At 46.8% G+C, this 20326-nt stretch carries 20 protein-coding genes; 6 read left to right on the forward strand and 14 right to left on the reverse strand.

Annotated features, from left to right (window positions below; genetic code table 11):
- Positions 1–36 precede the first annotated feature (36 nt).
- The gene (greB, locus tag VJL_RS07760) at positions 37–522 is read left to right on the forward strand and encodes a transcription elongation factor GreB (protein ID WP_038870087.1); all 486 of its coding nucleotides are present in this window, start codon (positions 37–39) and stop codon (positions 520–522) included.
- A 72-nt stretch (positions 523–594) separates the two neighbouring features.
- Here greB and VJL_RS07765 read toward each other — a convergent pair whose 3' ends face one another.
- On the reverse strand, positions 595–2478 hold the full coding sequence (locus VJL_RS07765) for a putative ATP-dependent zinc protease (protein ID WP_152436635.1): 1884 nt from the start codon (positions 2476–2478) through the stop codon (positions 595–597).
- 210 nt (positions 2479–2688) lie between these two features.
- Here VJL_RS07765 and VJL_RS07770 point away from each other — a divergent pair, with 210 nt between their 5' ends.
- Entirely contained in the window at positions 2689–5010 is a 2322-nt protein-coding gene (locus tag VJL_RS07770; protein WP_038876983.1) for a Tex family protein, read from the forward strand.
- A 124-nt stretch (positions 5011–5134) separates the two neighbouring features.
- On the opposite strand, the gene VJL_RS07775 is transcribed toward VJL_RS07770, so the two are convergent.
- A complete protein-coding gene (locus VJL_RS07775; RefSeq protein ID WP_038876986.1) occupies positions 5135–5599 on the reverse strand; it encodes a hypothetical protein in 465 nt (154 codons plus the stop codon).
- 135 nt (positions 5600–5734) lie between these two features.
- Positions 5735–6499: a pimeloyl-ACP methyl ester esterase BioH gene (gene bioH, locus VJL_RS07780; protein ID WP_038870125.1), complete on the reverse strand. Its 765-nt coding sequence runs from the start codon at positions 6497–6499 to the stop codon at positions 5735–5737.
- Between the two features lie 84 nt (positions 6500–6583).
- On the opposite strand from bioH, the gene VJL_RS07785 reads away from it, so the two are divergent.
- The 4 genes from VJL_RS07785 (at position 6584) to cysQ (ending at position 9623) form a co-directional block, all read left to right on the forward strand.
- Positions 6584–7309, forward strand: coding sequence for an amidophosphoribosyltransferase (locus tag VJL_RS07785; protein ID WP_038876988.1), 726 nt, complete (start codon positions 6584–6586; stop codon positions 7307–7309).
- Positions 7310–7406: 97 nt separating this feature from the next.
- On the forward strand, positions 7407–7991 hold the full coding sequence (gene nfuA / locus VJL_RS07790) for a Fe-S biogenesis protein NfuA (RefSeq protein ID WP_038870077.1): 585 nt from the start codon (positions 7407–7409) through the stop codon (positions 7989–7991).
- Between the two features lie 190 nt (positions 7992–8181).
- Positions 8182–8751 (forward strand): ADP compounds hydrolase NudE, encoded by a 570-nt coding sequence (gene nudE / locus VJL_RS07795; RefSeq protein ID WP_038876989.1) that lies wholly within the window; start codon positions 8182–8184, stop codon positions 8749–8751.
- Positions 8752–8795: 44 nt separating this feature from the next.
- Complete coding sequence (cysQ, locus tag VJL_RS07800; RefSeq protein ID WP_038870073.1) at positions 8796–9623, forward strand: 3'(2'),5'-bisphosphate nucleotidase CysQ; 828 nt, start codon at positions 8796–8798, stop codon at positions 9621–9623.
- Between the two features lie 288 nt (positions 9624–9911).
- On the opposite strand, the gene VJL_RS07805 is transcribed toward cysQ, so the two are convergent.
- From VJL_RS07805 to gspD, 11 genes are read right to left on the reverse strand one after another with little or no spacing between them, the layout of a single operon-like run.
- Positions 9912–10673 (reverse strand): type II secretion system protein N, encoded by a 762-nt coding sequence (locus tag VJL_RS07805; RefSeq protein WP_038876991.1) that lies wholly within the window; start codon positions 10671–10673, stop codon positions 9912–9914.
- Position 10674: 1 nt separating this feature from the next.
- The gene (locus VJL_RS07810; protein ID WP_038870069.1) at positions 10675–11166 is read right to left on the reverse strand and encodes a type II secretion system protein M; all 492 of its coding nucleotides are present in this window, start codon (positions 11164–11166) and stop codon (positions 10675–10677) included.
- Between the two features lie 7 nt (positions 11167–11173).
- Positions 11174–12376 carry a type II secretion system protein GspL gene (gene gspL, locus VJL_RS07815; RefSeq protein WP_038870067.1) on the reverse strand — a complete coding sequence of 401 codons (1203 nt, stop codon included), beginning with the start codon at positions 12374–12376 and terminating at the stop codon, positions 11174–11176.
- Positions 12345–13355: a type II secretion system minor pseudopilin GspK gene (gene gspK / locus VJL_RS07820; protein WP_038870065.1), complete on the reverse strand. Its 1011-nt coding sequence runs from the start codon at positions 13353–13355 to the stop codon at positions 12345–12347. Before gspK ends, gspL begins: the two co-directional genes overlap by 32 nt.
- Positions 13348–14010, reverse strand: a complete 663-nt coding sequence (gene gspJ, locus VJL_RS07825) for a type II secretion system minor pseudopilin GspJ (RefSeq protein ID WP_095760558.1) — start codon at positions 14008–14010, stop codon at positions 13348–13350. The genes gspK and gspJ overlap by 8 nt, the downstream gene beginning before the upstream one ends.
- Before the next feature lie 22 nt (positions 14011–14032).
- Positions 14033–14422, reverse strand: a complete 390-nt coding sequence (gene gspI / locus VJL_RS07830) for a type II secretion system minor pseudopilin GspI (protein ID WP_258070277.1) — start codon at positions 14420–14422, stop codon at positions 14033–14035.
- Positions 14409–15014: a type II secretion system minor pseudopilin GspH gene (gene gspH, locus VJL_RS07835; RefSeq protein WP_038876993.1), complete on the reverse strand. Its 606-nt coding sequence runs from the start codon at positions 15012–15014 to the stop codon at positions 14409–14411. Before gspH ends, gspI begins: the two co-directional genes overlap by 14 nt.
- 31 nt (positions 15015–15045) lie before the next feature.
- Positions 15046–15489 carry a type II secretion system major pseudopilin GspG gene (gene gspG / locus VJL_RS07840; RefSeq protein WP_005430189.1) on the reverse strand — a complete coding sequence of 148 codons (444 nt, stop codon included), beginning with the start codon at positions 15487–15489 and terminating at the stop codon, positions 15046–15048.
- A gap of 60 nt (positions 15490–15549) precedes the next feature.
- Entirely contained in the window at positions 15550–16770 is a 1221-nt protein-coding gene (gene gspF / locus VJL_RS07845) for a type II secretion system inner membrane protein GspF (RefSeq protein WP_038870059.1), read from the reverse strand.
- Positions 16770–18272, reverse strand: coding sequence for a type II secretion system ATPase GspE (gspE, locus tag VJL_RS07850; protein WP_038870057.1), 1503 nt, complete (start codon positions 18270–18272; stop codon positions 16770–16772). The genes gspF and gspE overlap by 1 nt, the downstream gene beginning before the upstream one ends.
- The gene (gene gspD / locus VJL_RS07855) at positions 18265–20292 is read right to left on the reverse strand and encodes a type II secretion system secretin GspD (protein ID WP_038870055.1); all 2028 of its coding nucleotides are present in this window, start codon (positions 20290–20292) and stop codon (positions 18265–18267) included. Before gspD ends, gspE begins: the two co-directional genes overlap by 8 nt.
- Positions 20293–20326 lie beyond the last annotated feature (34 nt).

The following is a 20326-nucleotide window of genomic DNA, read 5'->3' on the forward strand; positions in this document are numbered from 1 at the left end:
GATCAACAGAATCCAATAACGGCTGATTTACTTCTAATGAAAACCAATTTAATTACCCGTGAAGGCTACAATCGCCTAAAAACAGAACTCGACTTTCTTTGGAGAGAAGATCGCCCAGAGGTCACCAAAAAGGTAACTTGGGCAGCAAGCTTAGGCGACCGAAGCGAAAACGCAGATTATCAGTACAACAAAAAACGCTTGCGTGAAATTGACCGCCGCGTCAGATACTTACGCAAGCGTCTAGAGCAAGTCAAAGTGGTGGATTACTCACCTCAGCAAGAAGGCAAAGTGTTCTTTGGTGCTTGGGTGGAAATTGAGAACGAAGCGGGCGATGTGAAGAGTTTCCGCATCGTTGGTCCCGATGAAATCTATGGCGATGCAAAAGGTTATATCTCGATTGATTCCCCAATGGCTCGTGCGCTACTAAAAAAAGAAGTCGATGACGAATTCGCAGTGAGAACGCCGGAAGGCTACAAAGAGTGGTTTATTAACAGCATTCGCTACCAAGCCGAAGAAAACTGATTGAGTTACACGATAAAAAGAAAGCCGCACTTAAGAGTGCGGCTTTTACGTTTTGGATATCAACCTTGAAGGTTACTCTTCGTAGTCAGGCTTCTCGGTCACAATGTAGTTGGTATCGCTGGCAACAATCGCACCGTGCTTCAAGAAGTTCTTACCCAGAATCATGCTGTAATGGAAGCGGCTGCGGTCTTGCAGGTTAACGCGAATCTTCTTCTCTAACTCACCCAACTTGACGTGCATTTCCACTACAGGGCGTACGTTGGCCTTCTCGCCTTTCTTGGCTTTAATGCGCATCACGTCGACAACAGGCTTGGTAAATTCTTTCTTCATGCCGCTGTCATTCTCGTAGGTAAAGCTCACCATGTCTTTGCCATCTTTCTTGAACTGTTTGATGTTCTTGGCATTAATCGAGCTCACATCCGCACCTGTATCCAACTTCACAGGGAATGACATACCTTCCACTTCCGCCACTTCAATATGGCCCGCTTTGAACAGCGGTTTTGCATCCAGCAAATGATCCGCACGAGTATTCAGAAGCACACCACCTTTTGCCATGTTGTGGCCAAAGACAAAAAATGGTTGCTCTTGGTCGTCCTGCTCTAACACATCAATGGCGAAATCAATGGTCTTCTCTTCGTCACCAAATAGGAACTCACCTTCCACTACTGGGCGTACTGAGTCACCTACCTTGAGCTTCTTCAATACGCGTTTAGTGATTTTCTCTTCTTTGCCTTCTGCATTCGGGAGATAGAAGGTCACGACTTCTTTCTTGTCTTTTTCGGTCAATTCAAAACCATCCACACGCATCAGTGGTGTCTTCACCGCAAAAGTGGGATACGCAGACAAGACGTAGCCATCAATATTGACGGATTCCTCTGGCGAGATAACCAGCGGTTTCGATTTCAATGCACTCTTAAACGACTTCTCAACCCCGCCGAGAAGGTTTTCTTTATCGGTATCAATCACAAAGTGCTGGCTTGCAACATCCTTACCCAAGCGAATTTGCGAACTGAAACCACTGCGGTCACGTAGGTACACCAACCATTGCTGAGTCTCGGTTTCGCTCACTTTGACAGGTAAATAAACCAAAGGGCGCTCGCTTTTACTTGTTTTAAGCATACGCACTAATGGCAGAGTCATTGGATGACGTTTACCGTTTTCACCTTCTAAGGTGAACGAAACCTGTTTTTTCTTCTCGTCCACTTTGATATTCAAAGCATGCACATTGGTGTAACGACTGGTGGTTGAGATGCTAATTTTGTATGGCACACCTTCGACTTCAACCGTTTCTTTTTTACCAATCATCTGGGCTTTAGGTTGCTCTTGAAGATAATCGTAGCCAGCAAACACCCACGCATTGTTATCAAGGTAAGTTTTACCAATCAAAATCGGCGCTGAAAATTGAGTACGCTTGGTTAGGTTCACCACGGTGTCCACAGTATGCCCTGCAATGGTCATCGGCATTTTTACCGTCGGGCGCAAAATTGGTTTTTCACTGGTACGGCTACGGATCGCACTGATACGCTCAAGATCATCGGTGATCTTAATTTCTTTACCGGTGTATGGGTGATGAAGAGTGAACGTCACTTTCACTTGATAAGGCTTGAAGCTGTCTGCATCCCACTTCGCTTTAGTTCCTCCAAGGTCATCGATGATTGCCCACATCAACTTGCTATCTTTTAAGTTTTTGTATTCTGGGTTGGTACTGCTTACATGGATGTTTTCTGCGTGCATCGATGTCGTATCGGCACCGGTATCAATTTTACCGATGAACGGCACATCGCTTAGCTCTGGAATGTCGCTGTAATACACGCTTTCAACACGGCCTAGTACCAGTTTGTCATCAAGTTGATAGATTGGATCTTGGGTTGTTGCAGAGAGAGATTGTGACCACGCGAGCGGTGCCGCTAATAAGGCACCTGAGAGCGCCAGAGCCAAAGACATTTTCTTCATCATTGTTTTCCGTGTGAGCTAAGGTACAGGGGTTAGTCGATAACCAAACGTATAAGTTCTCAATTTAATTACAGTTTTGACACAAATCTGACTGATGTCCACCAGCGCTCGGTAAATTTTTGCGTTACTAGTTTAAAACATTGCAAATTCCATGAATGGCCCCAATGTTCTATACACAACCAATACCCAAACAGAATTAAAGAGAATACACGGATGAGCCAAGCTATCTGTCGCATGATTGCTCAAGAGCTGAATGTTCGCCCTGAGCAAGTCAACGCTGCTGTAACCCTTATTGATGACGGTAACACGGTCCCATTTATTGCACGTTACCGTAAAGAGGTGACGGGCGGCCTTGATGACACCCAACTGCGTACTCTAGACAGCCGTCTGTCTTACCTTCGTGAGCTGGATGACCGCCGTCAAACCATCCTGAAATCGATTCAAGAGCAAGGCAAACTTACGCCAGAGCTAGAACAAGAAATCACTCAGGCAGACAGCAAGACTCGTCTTGAAGACTTGTATCTACCTTACAAACCAAAGCGTCGTACCAAAGGTCAGATCGCGATTGAAGCCGGTCTTGAGCCACTTGCAGACCTGCTTTGGAATCATCCGCAAACTGAGCCAGAAAGCGAAGCAAGCAAATACCTTGATGCAGACAAAGGCGTGGCAGACACCAAAGCCGCACTGGATGGCGCTCGCGCAATCATCATGGAACGCATCGCGGAAGACGCAAACCTACTGGAGAAAATCCGTGGTCACCTAAACCGCAATGCGGAAATGGGAGCTCGTGTCGTAGAAGGCAAAGAGCAAGAAGGTGAGAAGTTCAAAGATTACTTCAACCACAACGAGGCCCTAAGCAAAGTGCCATCACACCGCGCACTGGCGATGCTACGTGGTCGTAACGAAGGCTTCCTGACATTGGCAATGAATGCCGATCCAGAACAGGAAGAAGGCGTTCGCCAGTCTTACTGCGAAACAATTATCGCTGACCACTACGGCGTCACGCTTAGCAGCGCACCTGCGGATACGTGGCGTAAGCAAGTAATTAGCTGGACATGGCGCATCAAAGTATCGATGCACATGGAAACCGAGCTAATGGGCGCAATGAAAGAGCGCGCAGAAATCGAAGCGATTGAAGTATTTGCCACCAACCTAAAAGACTTATTGATGGCAGCACCGGCAGGTCCTCGTGCAACACTTGGTCTCGATCCTGGCCTGCGCACGGGCTCTAAAATCGCTATTGTCGATCCGACTGGTAAGGTGCTTGCAACCGAAACCATCTACCCTCACCCACCACAAAAGCAATACGACAAATCAGCGCAAGTCGTTGATCAGTTGGTGCGCAAGTACAACGTGGATTTGATCGCTATCGGCAACGGCACGGCTTCACGTGAAACCGACAGTTTTGTCGCAGACGTCATCAAACGTGGCAACCTGAAAGTTCAGAAAATTATCGTGAGTGAAGCGGGGGCATCAGTTTACTCTGCGTCTGAGCTTGCAGCGAAAGAATTTCCGAATATGGACGTGTCTCTGCGTGGTGCGGTGTCGATTGCTCGTCGTCTGCAAGACCCACTGGCTGAACTAGTGAAAATTGATCCTAAGTCGATCGGTGTGGGTCAGTACCAGCACGACGTTAGCCAATCTATGCTGGCAAAACGCCTAGATGCGATTGTGGAAGACTGTGTAAACGCGGTGGGTGTTGATGTGAATACCGCCTCTGCAGCGCTACTGACACGCGTAGCGGGTTTATCTAGCACCATCGCGCAGAACATTGTCGACTTCCGTGATGAAAACGGTCGTTTCGAAGCTCGCACGACCTTGAAGAAAGTGCCTCGCTTGGGTCCTAAGGCATTCGAACAGTGTGCTGGCTTCCTACGAATCATGGATGGTAAGAACCCACTTGATGCATCTGCAGTTCACCCAGAAGCGTACCCAGTGGTAAAAGCGATTTCTGAAAAGAACAGCAAAGACATCAAAGCACTGATTGGTGATTCAAGCTTCTTAAAAGGTCTGCATGCTGTCGATTACACTGACGATAACTTCGGTGTGCCAACCATTACAGACATCATCAAAGAGCTCGATAAGCCGGGTCGCGACCCACGTCCAGAATTCAAAACGGCGACGTTTGCAGAGGGCGTAAACTCGGTATCAGACTTGGAACCGGGCATGATTCTAGAAGGTGTGGTGTCTAACGTAGCCAACTTCGGTGCCTTCGTTGATATCGGCGTTCACCAAGATGGCCTTGTGCATATATCGGCACTGACAGATCGTTATGTATCGGATCCACGTGAAGTGGTCAAAGCGGGCGACATCGTTAAAGTGAAAGTAATGGAAGTGGACGTGCAGCGTAAGCGTATTGGTCTCTCAATGCGTATGAACGACGAACCGGGTCAAGACAACCGTAGCCAACGCTCATCAGCAGCGCCGCGTCGTAATGACCAACCGCAGCGTCGTCAACCTCGCCGTGATGACTCGTCATCTAACAACGCGATGGGCGGTGCTTTTGCCGCAGCGTTTGCTAAAGCGAAAAAGTAATCTCGCCAAGGCTTCACTACTAATAACGAGACTTCACCACTAACGAATTTTCACAACTAAAAAGAAAACGCTCCAATCAGTGAATCTGCTTGGAGCGTTTTTGTTTGAGTAGGATATTGAGTCGTCATAATACTGCTATCACTTCTGACGGTGTATGGGGCACGACCGAGTGACCATAATGAAACTTAATCACCTTCCTGCGCTTTTCCATCAATCCCTCTTTGACCGCAGCATCCAAAATGCGCTTAGGTAATCGAAAGCGTATCGCGTAGCCCTTACCCTGATCTTCGCTGTAACTCTTGAGCGCAAGCAAACCGAAGAGACGCTCTAGCGTGTCTTCAGGTTCTTCGTGATAACGGGTATCCACCTCAGGTTCTACTTCGTAACCTGGATGCTCCGATGGGTCCCACGAGGATTGGCGTCGCCGCTTCTCATCACTTTTTACTTTGCGCTCCGCATTGGTTTTTGCCAGTGCGACTGTTGGCGTGACAGGTTCTCGGACTTTATTGTCACGAGCAGCTTGTTCCGTCTGCACATTAACGGATGGGGCGATCAGTGGCACGCTTACGTTAGCCGGTGACACAATCATTGCGAACCCTCCTCAGAGTCGCCCAACTCGTCAATACAGCAAACTCCTCCTACAGGAAGAGTTTACCAAAACTTATATCGACCAATTTTTAAACAGCTTTAGGGTTTTATTCGCTTAGATTTGTAGACTCGCTAATTAAGCGGCAAATTCTCGCACTTGGAGACAAAACGCTTCATGTTCGGTCATGAACGGCGCGTGGGAAGATTGGTTGAAAACAAACTGCTGAGAACTTGGCAACTGTTCACTCAAGTCACTTGCCACTTTGATTGGCACTAAACCATCAAGTCGACCATAAAGGCGTAGCATCGGCATAGAAAGGGAAGCCAAAGCATCGCGCAAATCCACATCGGCAAGAATGTTCAAACCAACCAACAATGAATCAGGGTTTGGTTGTGGACGTGATAGTACGGCTTGCTTGAGTTGTTTTACGTCTTTGCGCGCAGACGGACTGCCCATCGCTTGCAGCGCCATAAAGCGCTCGATAGTGACCGAGAAGTCTTCCAGCAATTGATCGGTGAATGCGGTCAATACGTTAGGTTGAATGCCACGCCAAGGACGTTCAGCAGAAAATTTTGGTGAACTGGCTACCGTGATTAATTTGCTCACACGGTGAGGTGCATTAAGTGCAATGTGGGTTGCCACCAAGCCACCTAGTGACCAGCCAAGCCACACTGCTTTTTCTGGCGCGTCTTGCAGAACAAGGTCAGCGATTTTTGCTAAGTCTTCGGCGTGAGATTCTGCGCTGTGTCCGTACCCCGGAAGATCGACCACATGCACTCGGAAATAAGGTTGAAGAGACTCGACCGTCTGCTGCCATACCGCACCATTCATGCCCCATCCATGAAGCAACACTAAATCTGGTCCTTGACCAAACGACTGCCAGTGTAAATTCGTGCTCATGTTCTCGTTCTCTCCCACTTATCTTATTCCTTACTAGACATTCCAAGCTTTAATCTGATGACTCGCTCACCTTGGATGGATTGTATGTTATCTGATCAATGGCAAAACATCATGCACCGTGTACTTGGCAATCAATGCGGTTTGTGTCGATTTCCGATTTCCGCTGAACAGAAACCAAACCCAATGCGTTGGTGCGACCATTGTTTTGAACACCTTACACCCATCAAACGGTGCACTCGCTGTGGTTTAAAGATGACAGAGGAGGCGTCACAAACCTCCACGGAGTGCGGTGAGTGCCTGAAAGAGCCACCGCCTTGGCAACGTTTGTATACGTTGGGAGATTATGATTTCCCCCTTTCTCATCAAGTACAACGTTTTAAGGATAATGGTGAATCTTGGCATGTTACCGCCCTAACTCAATTGTTAGCGGAACGAATCGAGCATCCTGCTCCTATCATTACTAGTGTCCCTTTGCATTGGCAACGTTACTTAAAGCGAGGATTTAATCAGAGTCATGTCTTGGCGACACATTTAGCGCACCACTTGAATAGCAACTATCGCAATCGCGTTTTTAAACGCGTCAAAAGCGCACAATCCCAACGTGGAAATAAAAAAGCCGGTCGCGAGCAAAATTTGAAAGCAGCATTTGCCCTACACGGTGAGGTAAACTTTTCCCACATTGCTATCGTGGACGATGTTGTCACAACAGGCAGTACCGTCCGACAATTATGTCATTTACTACTTGAAGTTGGCGTAGAAAGCATCGATATTTACTGCATCTGCAGAACTCCTGCCCCTGGTTCAGGCTAGATCGCTTGGCAATGCCTTAGTATCAAAAAGACTAGACCAAGGCGGTAACAGGAGTAGAATAGCAGCAATAGCCTACAAATTTACTCAGGTATTCGTCGTGTCAAATATTACTATTACAGAAACTGCGCAAACGCATTTCGCCAACCTTTTAGGCCAACAACCTGAAGGTACTAACATTCGAGTTTTCGTTGTAAACCCAGGAACACAAAACGCAGAGTGTGGCGTGTCTTACTGCCCACCAGAAGCCATTGAAGGCACTGACACCGAAATCCCTTACAGCGGTTTCTCTGCTTTCGTTGACGAGCTAAGCCTACCTTTCCTGGAAGATGCTGAAATCGATTTCGTAACAGACAAAATGGGTTCTCAACTGACGCTAAAAGCACCTAACGCAAAAATGCGCAAAGTGTCTGACGACGCACCTCTAGTAGAGCGTGTAGAGTACGTAATCCAAACTCAAGTGAACCCTCAGCTAGCAGGTCATGGTGGTCACGTAAACCTTGTTGAAATCACTGACGACGGTATCGCTATCGTTGCATTCGGTGGCGGCTGTAACGGCTGTTCAATGGTTGATGTGACACTAAAAGAAGGCATCGAGAAAGAACTATTGAACCAATTCATTGGTGAATTGACAGCGGTTCGCGACGCAACAGAACATGACCGTGGTGATCACTCTTACTACTAAACGTTCAAAAGAACTCGGCTTTGAGAGCCAGTAAAAGTGTACATTGACGAAAAATGGGAGGCGTTTGCTTCCCATTTTTGTTTTCAATCGAACGAAGCTGAATCATCACGCTAGAAACTCGAGCCTTCTTCTCATATATTAAGAAATCTCATTAGCTTTAAAGAGTCAACGACACATAGGAGCCGGCGTTATGTCGAAAAGGACCCCACCAGAGATACTCTCTTGTCAGACGGTCGCACAATCTAAACTGTTTGCAGTGGAAGCCCTAGACCTTCGCTTCTCTAATGGTGAGTTGCGTACCTACGAGCGTATGAAACCCAGTGGGCGCGATGCTGTAATGGTTGTTCCTGTTACGGAGCAAGGCGATTTACTGCTCGTACGCGAATACGCAGCAGGCACAGAACGCTACGAGCTCGGCTTTCCGAAAGGTTTGATTGACCCAGGGGAGACTCCGCATCAAGCGGCAAATCGTGAGCTTAAAGAAGAAATTGGTTTTGGCTCTAACGCGCTAACACCACTCAAACAAGTCATTCTTGCTCCTTCTTATTTCTCCAGCAAGATGACCTTGTTCTTAGGACAAAGCCTTTACCCTGAAAAACAAGAAGGTGACGAGCCAGAGCCATTAGAAATTGTTCGCTGGCCACTTGCTCAAGCCGAAGAATTATTAACGCACTTGGATTTTTGTGAAGCAAGAAGCATCACGGCGTTGATGTTGGCACTAAAACACTTACAAAACACCACTCACAACCAAAACCAATAACGGTCAAAGAGCCGAGCCATAATTGTGAGAAAGGACCATTACTTATGCCAATGACAAAAGATTTATCTCACCTGCTCCCGCAAGTCATCGAGATCGCGCGTAGTGCAGGACAATTGATTTTAGATATCTACGAAAAAAAGCAGTACGAAGCCTACATCAAAAGTGATGAGACACCGGTCACCAGTGCCGACATTGCAGCACATAAGCTAATTACAGAACGCCTAAGCGAGCTGACACCTGATATCCCAGTGCTTTCAGAAGAAGCAGCGGACATTAGCTTAGAACAACGCGCACAGTGGGAACGTTACTGGTTAGTTGACCCTCTTGATGGTACACAAGAATTCATCGCACGCAGTGGTGACTTCGCGACCATCATTGCTCTGATCGACAACAACAAGCCAACCATGGGAGTAGTTTACGGTCCAGTTTCTGGCGTAACTTACTATGCTTACAATGGCAAAGGTGCATGGAAGATCCCAGACATGTCAGAGAGTGTGAAAATTCATACCCACAAACATGAACAACCGGGACAAAACATCGCAATCGCAATCAGTCGTCGTCAAGACATCAACCGCATTACCAGTCGTATGAGCAGTGCTTGGAACTACGATTTAATTCCACTCGGCTCTGCCGCACTTAAAGCATGCCTTGTCGCTGAAGGTGCTGTGGACTGTTACTTACGTCTAGGTCCAACTGGCGAGTGGGATACTGCGGCTACGCAGTGTATTGTTGAAGAAGCGGGCGGACGTATTCTCAGCACACAACTTGAGCCGCTGTCTTACAACGAGCGCGAGACGTTAGAAAATCCGAACTTCATCGTACTGGGCGATGCTGACTTACCTTGGGACGAGATTCTACAACGCAAAGATTGATCACAATCCAAACTGCATAGCTAGATTTTAAAAGGCCACGAATCGACTTCGTGGCCTTTCTTTTTATCTCTTGTACAGCGATAGGAGTATTTAGCCTACCATGTTCCAAATACTCACCCAGCTGTACACATTCATACCATTTACTTAAAAATCAGAAGGTTAGATAAACAGCAAATAACCAACTGAATTTCCTGTACAGCGAATAACAGGTTTGGCCTAGTATGATCTAAAAGCAAAAAGAGCTGCACATTAGCAGCTCTTCAATAATGGGATGGTTTCTAAAACTGACTAGAAACGCCCTTTGTAATCAAACTCGTATTGGCCTTGAGCGTTCGGGTTGCCCAACCATTTCAGTTGGTCACTCATCCCTGATGGGAACTCCGCCCCAGGTTTAAACCACGCTTTAGTAGAGTAGCGCTGATTTGGCATCAACTCGGCAGAAAACGCTGCGGACACTTGCTTGCTCTTTTGCTCACCTGATGCCGATAGTACGCTGTCTTTACAGTTCAGATCGGCAATCACAGGGCCAAGTTCAAGGCTACCGAGCGGGCTTTGAATGCCACTTGCACTCCAAACTAGTGTACCTTCACCCGTTTTACACCAAGGCGCTGCGTAAGTCGCATGACGGATATTGAGCTCAAGCTGACCATCAACGCCAACTGGCACAGGAATACGCGCTTGCTCCACTACTTTGGCAGCCGGAATCGATGCAACCAAATTTTCAGCGTATGGACCACCAGTTAGGCTATAGCCAACCAAACCACGACCACGAACGTCCATATCACTTCCACGGCCAAAACGTACGGCGAATTCCGCTTTACCAGTGAATAAGCTTGATAGTTGGAAATCCCAATTTACCTCACCGAGATTTTGACGCTGCCAGCTGATGTTAGAAGCACGGCCTTGCCACACAGAGCCTTGGGCATCTTGAATTTCTAACCCTCTTACCGTCGGTACTTGTTGAAGCATCCAAGAAACAGGCAAACCAACAATCAAACTTGTGGAGAAAAAGGCTATGAATATAACAACGTAAAGTATTGCTCGCTTCACCTTAACCTCGCTTAAATTGCAGGCGATTCACATCAATCATGCCTGCTTGGTCTGTACGATCGATATCGAGAAATTCCACCTCAATACCTTGTTGTTCTTTTAGGTAACGCAGCCAATCTACCATCTGGTTAAATGCCAATGGCTTAATCCAAACTTGAACACTTTCATTACGTGGTTGAACTCGAATCAGCTCCACTTTGTAACGACGAGCAGAAGAAGAAACTAATTGGTTCAGAGGTTGATTAGAGAAGCTGACTCCACCACTTTTGCGTAGAGCAGTAATATCATCAGCCTTGTCTTGCACCCAATTCAACAACTGTTTTTCTGACTGAATTCGAGTCTGAGCGAGTTCAGCTCGTTGATTCATTGGCTGTAGTAGCCCCCAATAAATCATTCCGATAATGGCAATCACACCACCACCCATCACCAAACGTTGCTCACGTTGTGAGATGCTATTCCACCAAGCTTGAGCCTGAGCGATTAAATTCTTCATCATCACCTCACAAACGTTTTAGTACAAAGCTGCCTATCACAACATTTCCGTTGCGATTCAGCTGACCTTGTTCAACAGTGAACTTTTCTGCCAATTTCACACGCGCTTGCTCAAACGGTTGGAAATCTGAACTGCTTGCTTGAATGCGTACTTCACCGCGTTGGCCATCGTATTTAAAGCTGGTTATCTCCAGATCTTTAACCTGACCCAGTGTCGTTGGCAGTGCCGCTATCCAAGACAGCATTGCAGTTTCACTTGTACCACCAGAAAGACGACGCTCTTCATCGGTCATCTGACGCTTCAGGTAACTGACCGTTGGAATTCGCTTCTTGTTCGGGAAAATTTGGCGGAAAATGCGTTCACTTTCTTCACGATAGGCTTGCGCTTGCGCCTCATATTTATGGACCACCAGCAATTGCTGCCCCACAAGAACAACCAATAGCACACCCGCAGCGATAGCAGCTTTTTGCCAGACTTTTACGTACTTACCCCAAGACGATTTTGGCTTGAAGCTACCCGTTAATAGGTTGACCTTGCTTTCAGAAACACCTTTAGCAAGTAGTGCCATCGCCATTTCTTCAGGCTTTGCGACCCAAGCCTCTGGGAGTGAAGATTCAGGAATCGAACTGTAACAATCAAGTTTCCATCCTTCATTCGCTTGCAGATAAGCAGAAAGGTATAAATCTAGCCACGACGCATCGACCACCGCACCTTGAGTATTAGAATGACGAATTAGCCATTGCTCACCCAACGCCACCGCAGAGCTGTTTTCTTCATGCACAGGCAACGCCAGCACATCAGGAAGGATACGCTTAATTACAATACCTTGACTGGAAAAACGCTGCAAAATGGTTTGAACCCAAGCACGCTCAACAGCACAAATTTGCGCTTTCTCTGCTTGCTTGTCTAATACTGTGAAATGCAGGTTATCCACGTCTTGTGCGACTTCATCTTCCACCAAATAAGGCAGCATGCTATCAAACTGACGAGCAGCACCCGGCGGGATATCTACTTCTGTCAGCACAACATCATTACTGGCTAACAAGGCTATCACTTGTCGCTGATCAGCGTAAGACGCCAACTCATCCAGATGTTCCCATCCGGCGAGTTCACCACTGGCAATCACGTCTTGCTGTTGTGTCGACCACACCAACCATGGAATGGTACTTTGTTGTTCGCTACTCAGCCGAACGGTCAGAAACTCGCTCACTGATTCCTCCAAAACGACGGCGAACGACAGTCACCGTTTCTCTATCTGTACTTTGTAAAAGACTACGGATACGTACTCGGGATTCATCCACCAGTACTTGTGCGTCCAATTCAAAAAAGGAGCTATCGACTCCTAAGTAGCCTTTAGCATTTTTCTTTACATCATCGCTCAAGCCAGCTAATTCTGACTCAGCTAAAAATTCATCAACACTATCCCAACCATCGAAAGGGCGCTTTTCAATTAACTGCACCGCATCACTAGAACTCAAGCCTGGAGTAAACATCGCGACTAAGATCGGCGCTTGTTCGACTTCAATAGTATTTACATTCAAACGCCAATCGTCTGTGGGAATAGCACAAATCATCGGTGCGATCTTCTGATAAATGTCCCCCGTGACTTGATATACCGCTCTCAGTTCGCTGGCATCAGCCATCAGGCCATTGGGTGGTAAATACGCAGGCTTCATTGCCTCATAAGTGCTGTCTTCTACACCGGCAGCGGAGCGCACTGTGCTGTCGCTATCGACGTATTCCCAAGTCGAATCAGCAATCACTTCCGCTTGGTATGGTTCCACGTCCATCTCTTCCATCAAGCGCTGGAACACTTGCACCAAATAAGGACGATTTGTCGAGTCACCCGATGGCTGAACACTCGCTAATACATTCATATTAAAGCAAGCTTGTTTGTCTACGATGCGTCCGGCCGCTTGACCATAATCTAGCGGATACACTTGTTCTTTAATTGCCCAGGGCTGGCTCATATTAATGGTATCGCTGTCTTCGTAGCTCTGCTCAATACCAATTTCAGCCAACGCCTCAACCCCCAAACTATACCAATACGCCTGTTGGTAATTGATCTGATTCGCGCCTCGCTGAAACTGCAAAAACAATCGTTCAGACATACTTGCTGCAACGGTCGTCATAATCGCCAGTAGCATTAAAACAATAATAAGCGCTACACCACGTTGTCGCTTAGCCATTATTGCCTCCGGAGGATTCATCATTGGATGAGTCATCTTGCCCAGAGGCGCTGATCTTGCCTCCAGAGGTTAAGTAAGTACGGCTGATCTCACCGTAGTCTTTGAGTTTCAAAACAACAGAAACCGCTTTCGGTAACTCTTGCTTACTTTCCCATGTTTTTTTCCACGCTTTGCCATCGTAGAAACGCATATCAAATTCTTCGACCTGAGTCAGAAGCGGTGTCACAATACCTTCTTGTCCAACGGGTGTATCTGGGTAACGCCACCATATACGCTGTAGAACTTCATCTTTAATGCGATAGCCAACTTTCGTGACTTCACCACGTGGGAATTGCTGCTGAGGGTTGTGCCACCCCAAACGCGCAAACATCACGCCTTTCGCATCCGAATCAAGCAGGTATTCCGACCAAAACAACAACTGCTTTGATGGCTCTTCGCCATTGGTTCGCATCTGACGCATGGCCATTTGGCGGAAATCGTTATCCATCATCACCATTGCACGTTGCAACTCGTTCAAACGCTGCGTACGTTCTTGCGATAACACATTACTGCGTTGCACCTGCGAGACCACTTGATAGGCAGCAACGCTTAAGCTCGCAAAAATAGCAATCGAGACGAGCACTTCGATCAAGGTAAAACCTCGATTCGATTTCATACTTGATGCCTTATATCGCTTATTACTCCGCAACATAGCTTCTCACCGTCACAACAGGACTCGCTTCTTTTTCAGTTGCGACACTGACATCAAATGCTTTCAGCAATGGCTGCGCGGTGGCAACAGGAGTTACCTTCCAATACCAAGTTCGCCCCGCTAACTCTTCAGTACCTTTTTTGGCTTTGAGTTTTTCAGTCGAGAGCATCACATTGGCCATTTGGTTATCCACAACCATGGCTGCAAACATTTTTTCTTCTAAATAACTGACAGTATTAATGTGTTGGCTCACCGAGCGAATCACACTGATTGCCGCCGTCGCAAAAATCGCCAATGCGACCAACACTTCCAACAACGTCATGCCTCTAGTATGAAGCGAAGAAGAACCGATACGGCTTTGCTTAGAATGTCGCATTGTTGTCGTCTTCCAATTCTTCACCAGGCTCTAGTAACAAGATTTCGCCAGTTTCTTTGCCAATAACGCGCCAACCATCGTTAAATGCGTCGCCATCTTCGGGAAAGAAAGACAAACTAAATGGCGTGACTTCCGCACTAGAGAAAATGAATACTTGAGGTGGCTTCACTTTCTTTTTTTCTTTGTCATCTTCTTCCGCAAACATGTCCTCATCAAACAAAGAACCAGGTTCAAATAGTCGGTCGTCATCGTCCCATGCGCCACCACCAAGATCCAATTGCAGCGAAATATCGCCTTCCAATTTGGTCTCACTAGGAATCTGTTTCAATTCCAATGGTTGCCATCCATCTTGAGTCAAGCTGAGCAATACGTAAGTGGATTTCACATCATCAACACGTAGACCAAAGTCTTTGCCGCTCAGTACGGCTTCTTCATTCAGTAGCTGTAAGCGCTGGAAAAAGCTTTGAGCATATTGTTTGGAAAGATCTTTCTGACTGGTAGGCAGGGTCGCTATTACGGCGACTGCGGTAAGAGATAACAAAACCAGCACCAATAGAATTTCTATTAATGTAAAACCACGATGTTTTTGCATTTGCTTCATTAGTGCTGGTTTGAACTTTATCTTATTGGAAATCTTGCATGTTCCAGTTGCCGATATCCGACGCAGGGCCTTCACCGCCCTCTTGGCCATCTGCACCTAGAGTAAAGATATCAATCGTACCGTTATCACCAGGGCTTAGGTATTGGTACTCATTGCCCCATGGATCAGACGGTAGACGCTTAATGTAGCCACCATCGCGGTAGTTGCGTGGTTCTGGGTTCGATGGTTTGTTTACTAACGCATCAAGACCTTGGTCTGTTGTTGGGTAAACGCTGTTATCCAACTTGTACATATCCAGTGCATTTTCTAATGCAACAATATCGGTGATCGCTTTTTGTTGGTCTGCTTTTTCTTTGTTACCAAGTAAGTTAGGAACAACAACACTCGCCAAAATACCTAGGATAACCACAACAACCATCACTTCTAAAAGTGTAAAGCCTTGTTGTTTACTACGCTTAAATTTCATTATTATCTCCGAAAGTTAGATTCAAGCTATATCATCAGTAGACACAGCTTAACTCGAATTTTATCCACTCATTAAGTTATTCATTTCCAACATTGGCATCAATGTCGCCATTACGATGAAAAGTACCAAGCCTGCCATCAATGCAATCAATACTGGAGTGAAAATGCCAAGTGCAATGTTGACCGTAGATTCAAAGTTTTGATCTTGGTTATCCGCAGCACGAGTCAACATACTCTCAAGCTCACCACTCTGCTCACCACTAGAAATCATGTGCAGCATCATTGGTGGAAACAAACGAGTTTGATCCAATGCTTTACGTAAGCTTGCCCCTTCTCTTACGTTATCTGCCGCGACCAAAACTTGCTGTTTCACGTAACGATTGGACATAACATCAACCGCGACTCGCATGCCTTCCAGAATCGGAATAGCACTGGATGTACAAATCGATAGCGTACGCGCAAATCGCGACGTATTTAAGCCACGAGAAATCTTACCAATCAGCGGTAGGCTAAGGATTTTTCTATCCCACGCTAAACGAAAGTTCGGTTTTTGTAGTGCCAGTTTAAGCCCGTAAAAGAGCACCACCACCACGATAAAGATGATCAGCCCCCACTCTTGGACAAACTCACTCGCAGACAAAAGAAATTGCGTTGATTGAGGTAACTCTTGTCCCATCTGAATGATAGGTTCGATGATCTTCGGAACAACAGAAGAGAGCAACAGAGAGACGATACCAACGGCAAACACCACCAATACCACCGGGTAAATCATGGCTTGCAGCAATTTAGAACGCATTTTCTGACGGTTTTCTACGTAGTCTGCCAAGCGCTCTAACACCGTGTCCAAGTGACCGGATTTTTCACCCGCGGCAACCATTGATAGGTAAAGTTCGTCGAAAACATGCGGGTAATCCCCCAGGCTATCTGCCAGAGGATAGCCTTCCGTGACTTTTGAACGCACGGCGGCAATCATAGTACGAATACGCGGCTTTTCTGCTTGTTCTGATACCGCTTTCAAACACTCTTCTAATGGCATACCCGATTGAACGAGCGTTGAAAGTTGGCGTGTGATCAGTGCAAGTTCTGCGGTTTTGATACCACGCTTGAATCCGACTGACCCGCCTGAAGACTTAGCCGCTTTTGCTTTAGCTTCCATCACCTCGACAGGAATCATGCCCTGTTCTTTTAGGCGTTGGCGCACCTGACGAGCATTATCCCCTTCAATTGTGCCTTTCTTCTGCTTGCCTTTCGCATCCAGCGCTTTGTATTCAAATGCTGCCATTACGCTTCCTTGGTCACTCGCATGACTTCTTCAAGTGAGGTAATGCCGCGGCTCACTTTGCTTAGGCCATCACTACGAATACTTGGTGTATGCTGACGGACAGCTTTTTCAATTTCTTGTTCACCTGCTTCGCTGTGAATTAACTCCTGAACTTGCTCATCCACCATCAGAAGTTCATGAATACCAGTACGACCACGATAGCCCTTCTGATTGCAGACTTCACATCCTGTCGCACGATGTAAAACCAGAGATTCATGCTCTTCCAAACCAAACAGTTTTTTCTGTTCTTTATCAGCTTCATAAGGCTCTTTACAGTCCGAACACAAGGTACGAACCAGACGTTGAGCAAGCACACCAAGCAATGAAGATGAAATGAGGAAAGGTTCGATGCCCATATCACGTAGACGCGTAATAGCACCCACTGCCGTATTGGTGTGCAGCGTCGACATTACCAAGTGACCAGTCAGAGACGCTTGCACTGCAATCTGTGCAGTCTCTAAGTCACGGATCTCACCGACCATCACCACGTCCGGGTCCTGACGAAGAATGGCACGTAAGCCGCGCGCAAACGTCATGTCGACTTTCGGGTTAACCTGCGTCTGGCCGATACCATCGATATCGAATTCGATTGGGTCTTCTACCGTCAGAATATTACGTTCGTTGCTGTTGATCTCTTGCAAGCCCGCGTACAAGGTCGTTGATTTGCCCGAACCTGTCGGACCGGTCACCAAGATGATACCGTGTGGACGTTGAATCAAGCGACCAAAGTTATCGTGCACCGATGGCGTCATACCCAAACTGTGTAAATCTAGACGCGTTGCGTTTTTGTCCAATAGACGCATTACCACACGCTCACCATGCGATGAAGGCATGGTAGAAACACGAACGTCTACTGCTCGACCACCGATACGCAGAGAAATACGACCATCTTGAGGAACACGTTTTTCTGCGATATCTAGTTTTGCCATTACCTTCACACGAGAAACCAGCAAAGGCGCGAGTTTACGGCTTGGGGTTAAGACTTCACGCAATACACCATCGACACGGAAACGAATTGACAGGGTTTTCTCGAACGTTTCGATATGAATATCCGATGCCCCTTCTTTGATCGCTTCACCGAGCATGGCATTGATCAATTTGATGATCGGCGCATCATCTTCAGACTCTAGCAAGTCCTCATCATGCGGCAGCTCTTCTGCCAATGAGAAAAAGTCATCACTGTCTGCACCAATGTCTTCCATCAACTGACGGGCTTCGGAAGAGTCGCGCTGGTAAGCTTCAGTTAGCTTTTTATCGAACGCTTCCTTGTCCATCGGTTGAGGAATAAAGTTTTGTTTCAGTACACGGCGTACTTCAACCAAAGCCGCAGGATTGAGCGGCTCGACGTAATACAGGATTGGAGGGCGCTCAGGGTGCTCCGTCTCCAATACCAGTTTAAAGCGGTTGGCAAAACTGAATGGCAGACGGCGCATGCTTGGCGCTGTGTCTAACATATCAACCATTATTCTTTACCATCTGATCGATGAACGCTTGAATTTCAGCAGGGTGTTTACGATCTTCACCAAATTCAGGCATGACTGGAATCTTAGAGTCATCCATCAACTTCAAGCCTTCTTGCGCTTTATAAAGTTGCTCTGCACGAATGAAGTTGTACTTACGCTGAGTGATGCCATCTGCCGTCATACCATCGCGGATGATGGTTGGCTTGATAAATACCATAAGGTTACGTTTTTCTGTTTGAGTACTAGTCGACTTGAACAGTTGACCTATTACAGGAATATCACCCAGTAGCGGCACTTTCGATTCACTTTCTAACGCACGCTCATCAACCAAACCACCCAGAACTAGCATCTGACCATCTTGAATCATCACAGAGGTATTCAACTGACGCTTCGCGAAACGTACGTCCACCGCACCATTCGCGCCCAGAACGTTTGACACTTCCTGCTCAATAGTCAGTTGTACTGAATCACCTTCGTTGATTTGAGGTACGACTTTAAGTTTGATGCCAACTTCTTTACGGTCAACCGTTTGGAATGGGTTGTCGTTATTCGATCCGGCTGTCGAGCCTGTAATCACAGGCACTTCTTCACCAACGATGAAGGACGCTTCACCGTTATCCATCACTGTAATGCTTGGGGATGATAGAATGTTTGAGTTTGAATCTGATGAGACGGCACTGATCAACGCAGTCCAGTCACCCATGACAATACTCATCGCTGCACCATTTACACCGCTAAGTGCAGATGCCAGAGTTGAGTAGTCACCAGATTCAGTAACGTCATATGGCGTACGTTCACCATCTGAGTTTGTGTAGTATTCAGTTCGTGTTTGATCTTTTGCTTCTTCAAGACCAACCATTACGCTACCAATTGACGCTCCAGAGTTGCCGTATTGAATAACCGCACCTGTTTCTAGGTTACCCCATTGAACGCCAAGATTGATGCCGTCGCCTTCAGACATTTCAACGATCAACGCTTCAATCAGAACTTGTGCACGACGGATATCCAGTTGAGAAATCACGTCTTGTAGCGCCATCATGATATCTGGCGGCGCAGTCAGCACCAAAGAGTTAGTCGCTTCGTGAGCGGCAATCACCACTTCGCCACGTTGTGAACTTGATGCGCCTTTTTGACCCGCTTGCTTCTCAGCTTGTAAGTTGTCAGACACCCCTTTTAATACGTCAACCAAGTCTTCGGCTTTCGCATACTTGAGGTAAACCACGCGGTTATTACCTTTCGTCGCCATTTCAACGTCAAGTTGACGAATCAATCGTTTAAGGCGTGCTCGCACTTTGGGATCACCAGAAATCAGGATTGAGTTGGTACGCTCATCAGCAACGATTTTAGGTTCAAGGAATTCAGGCGTACTTTTTTGATTCGTCGTTTTGTTCAGGGCCTCAACGATACGAACCATCTCAGCAGCAGAAGCATTGCGTAGCTCGACTAATTCGATTTCTTTATCACCCGCTTGGTCAACCCGTTTAATGATTTCCGCAAGGCGGTTTACGACCGCGGCACGACCTGTGATCAAAATGATGTTAGCAGGGTCATAGTGCACTACGTTACCGGCACCCGCGTTATCAATCAGCTGACGCAGTAGTGGAGAAAGTTCGCGAACCGATACGTTACGAACCGCGACCACGCGAGTAATGACACTATCGCCTTTCGCACTGCCGTCGCCTAAGACTGGAATGGCAGATGTTTTTGAGTCTTTTGCTTTAATGACTTTAAGTACGCCGTTGTCCATTTCTACAACCGCATAGCCATACACCTCTAGCACGTTAAGGAAGAAGCTGTAGTATTGCTCTTCATTAAGAACGTCATAGCTGCGTACGTCGATTTTGCCGCGTACTGACGGGTCAACGATGATGGTCTTTTCTAGGTTACGACCAACAATGTTGATGAATTCTTGAATGTCAGTGCCTTTGAAGCTAGCACTAAAATCGTTCGCCATCGCACCCGGTGCGCAGAGAAGAGTCCCTGCAAGTAACCAAGCACTTTTGCTAAACCAATGTTTCACGTATGTCTCCCTGAACTTACGCTGGTTGCCTAAG

Source organism: Vibrio jasicida CAIM 1864 = LMG 25398 (genome assembly GCF_000400365.1).
Taxonomy (GTDB): domain Bacteria; phylum Pseudomonadota; class Gammaproteobacteria; order Enterobacterales; family Vibrionaceae; genus Vibrio; species Vibrio jasicida.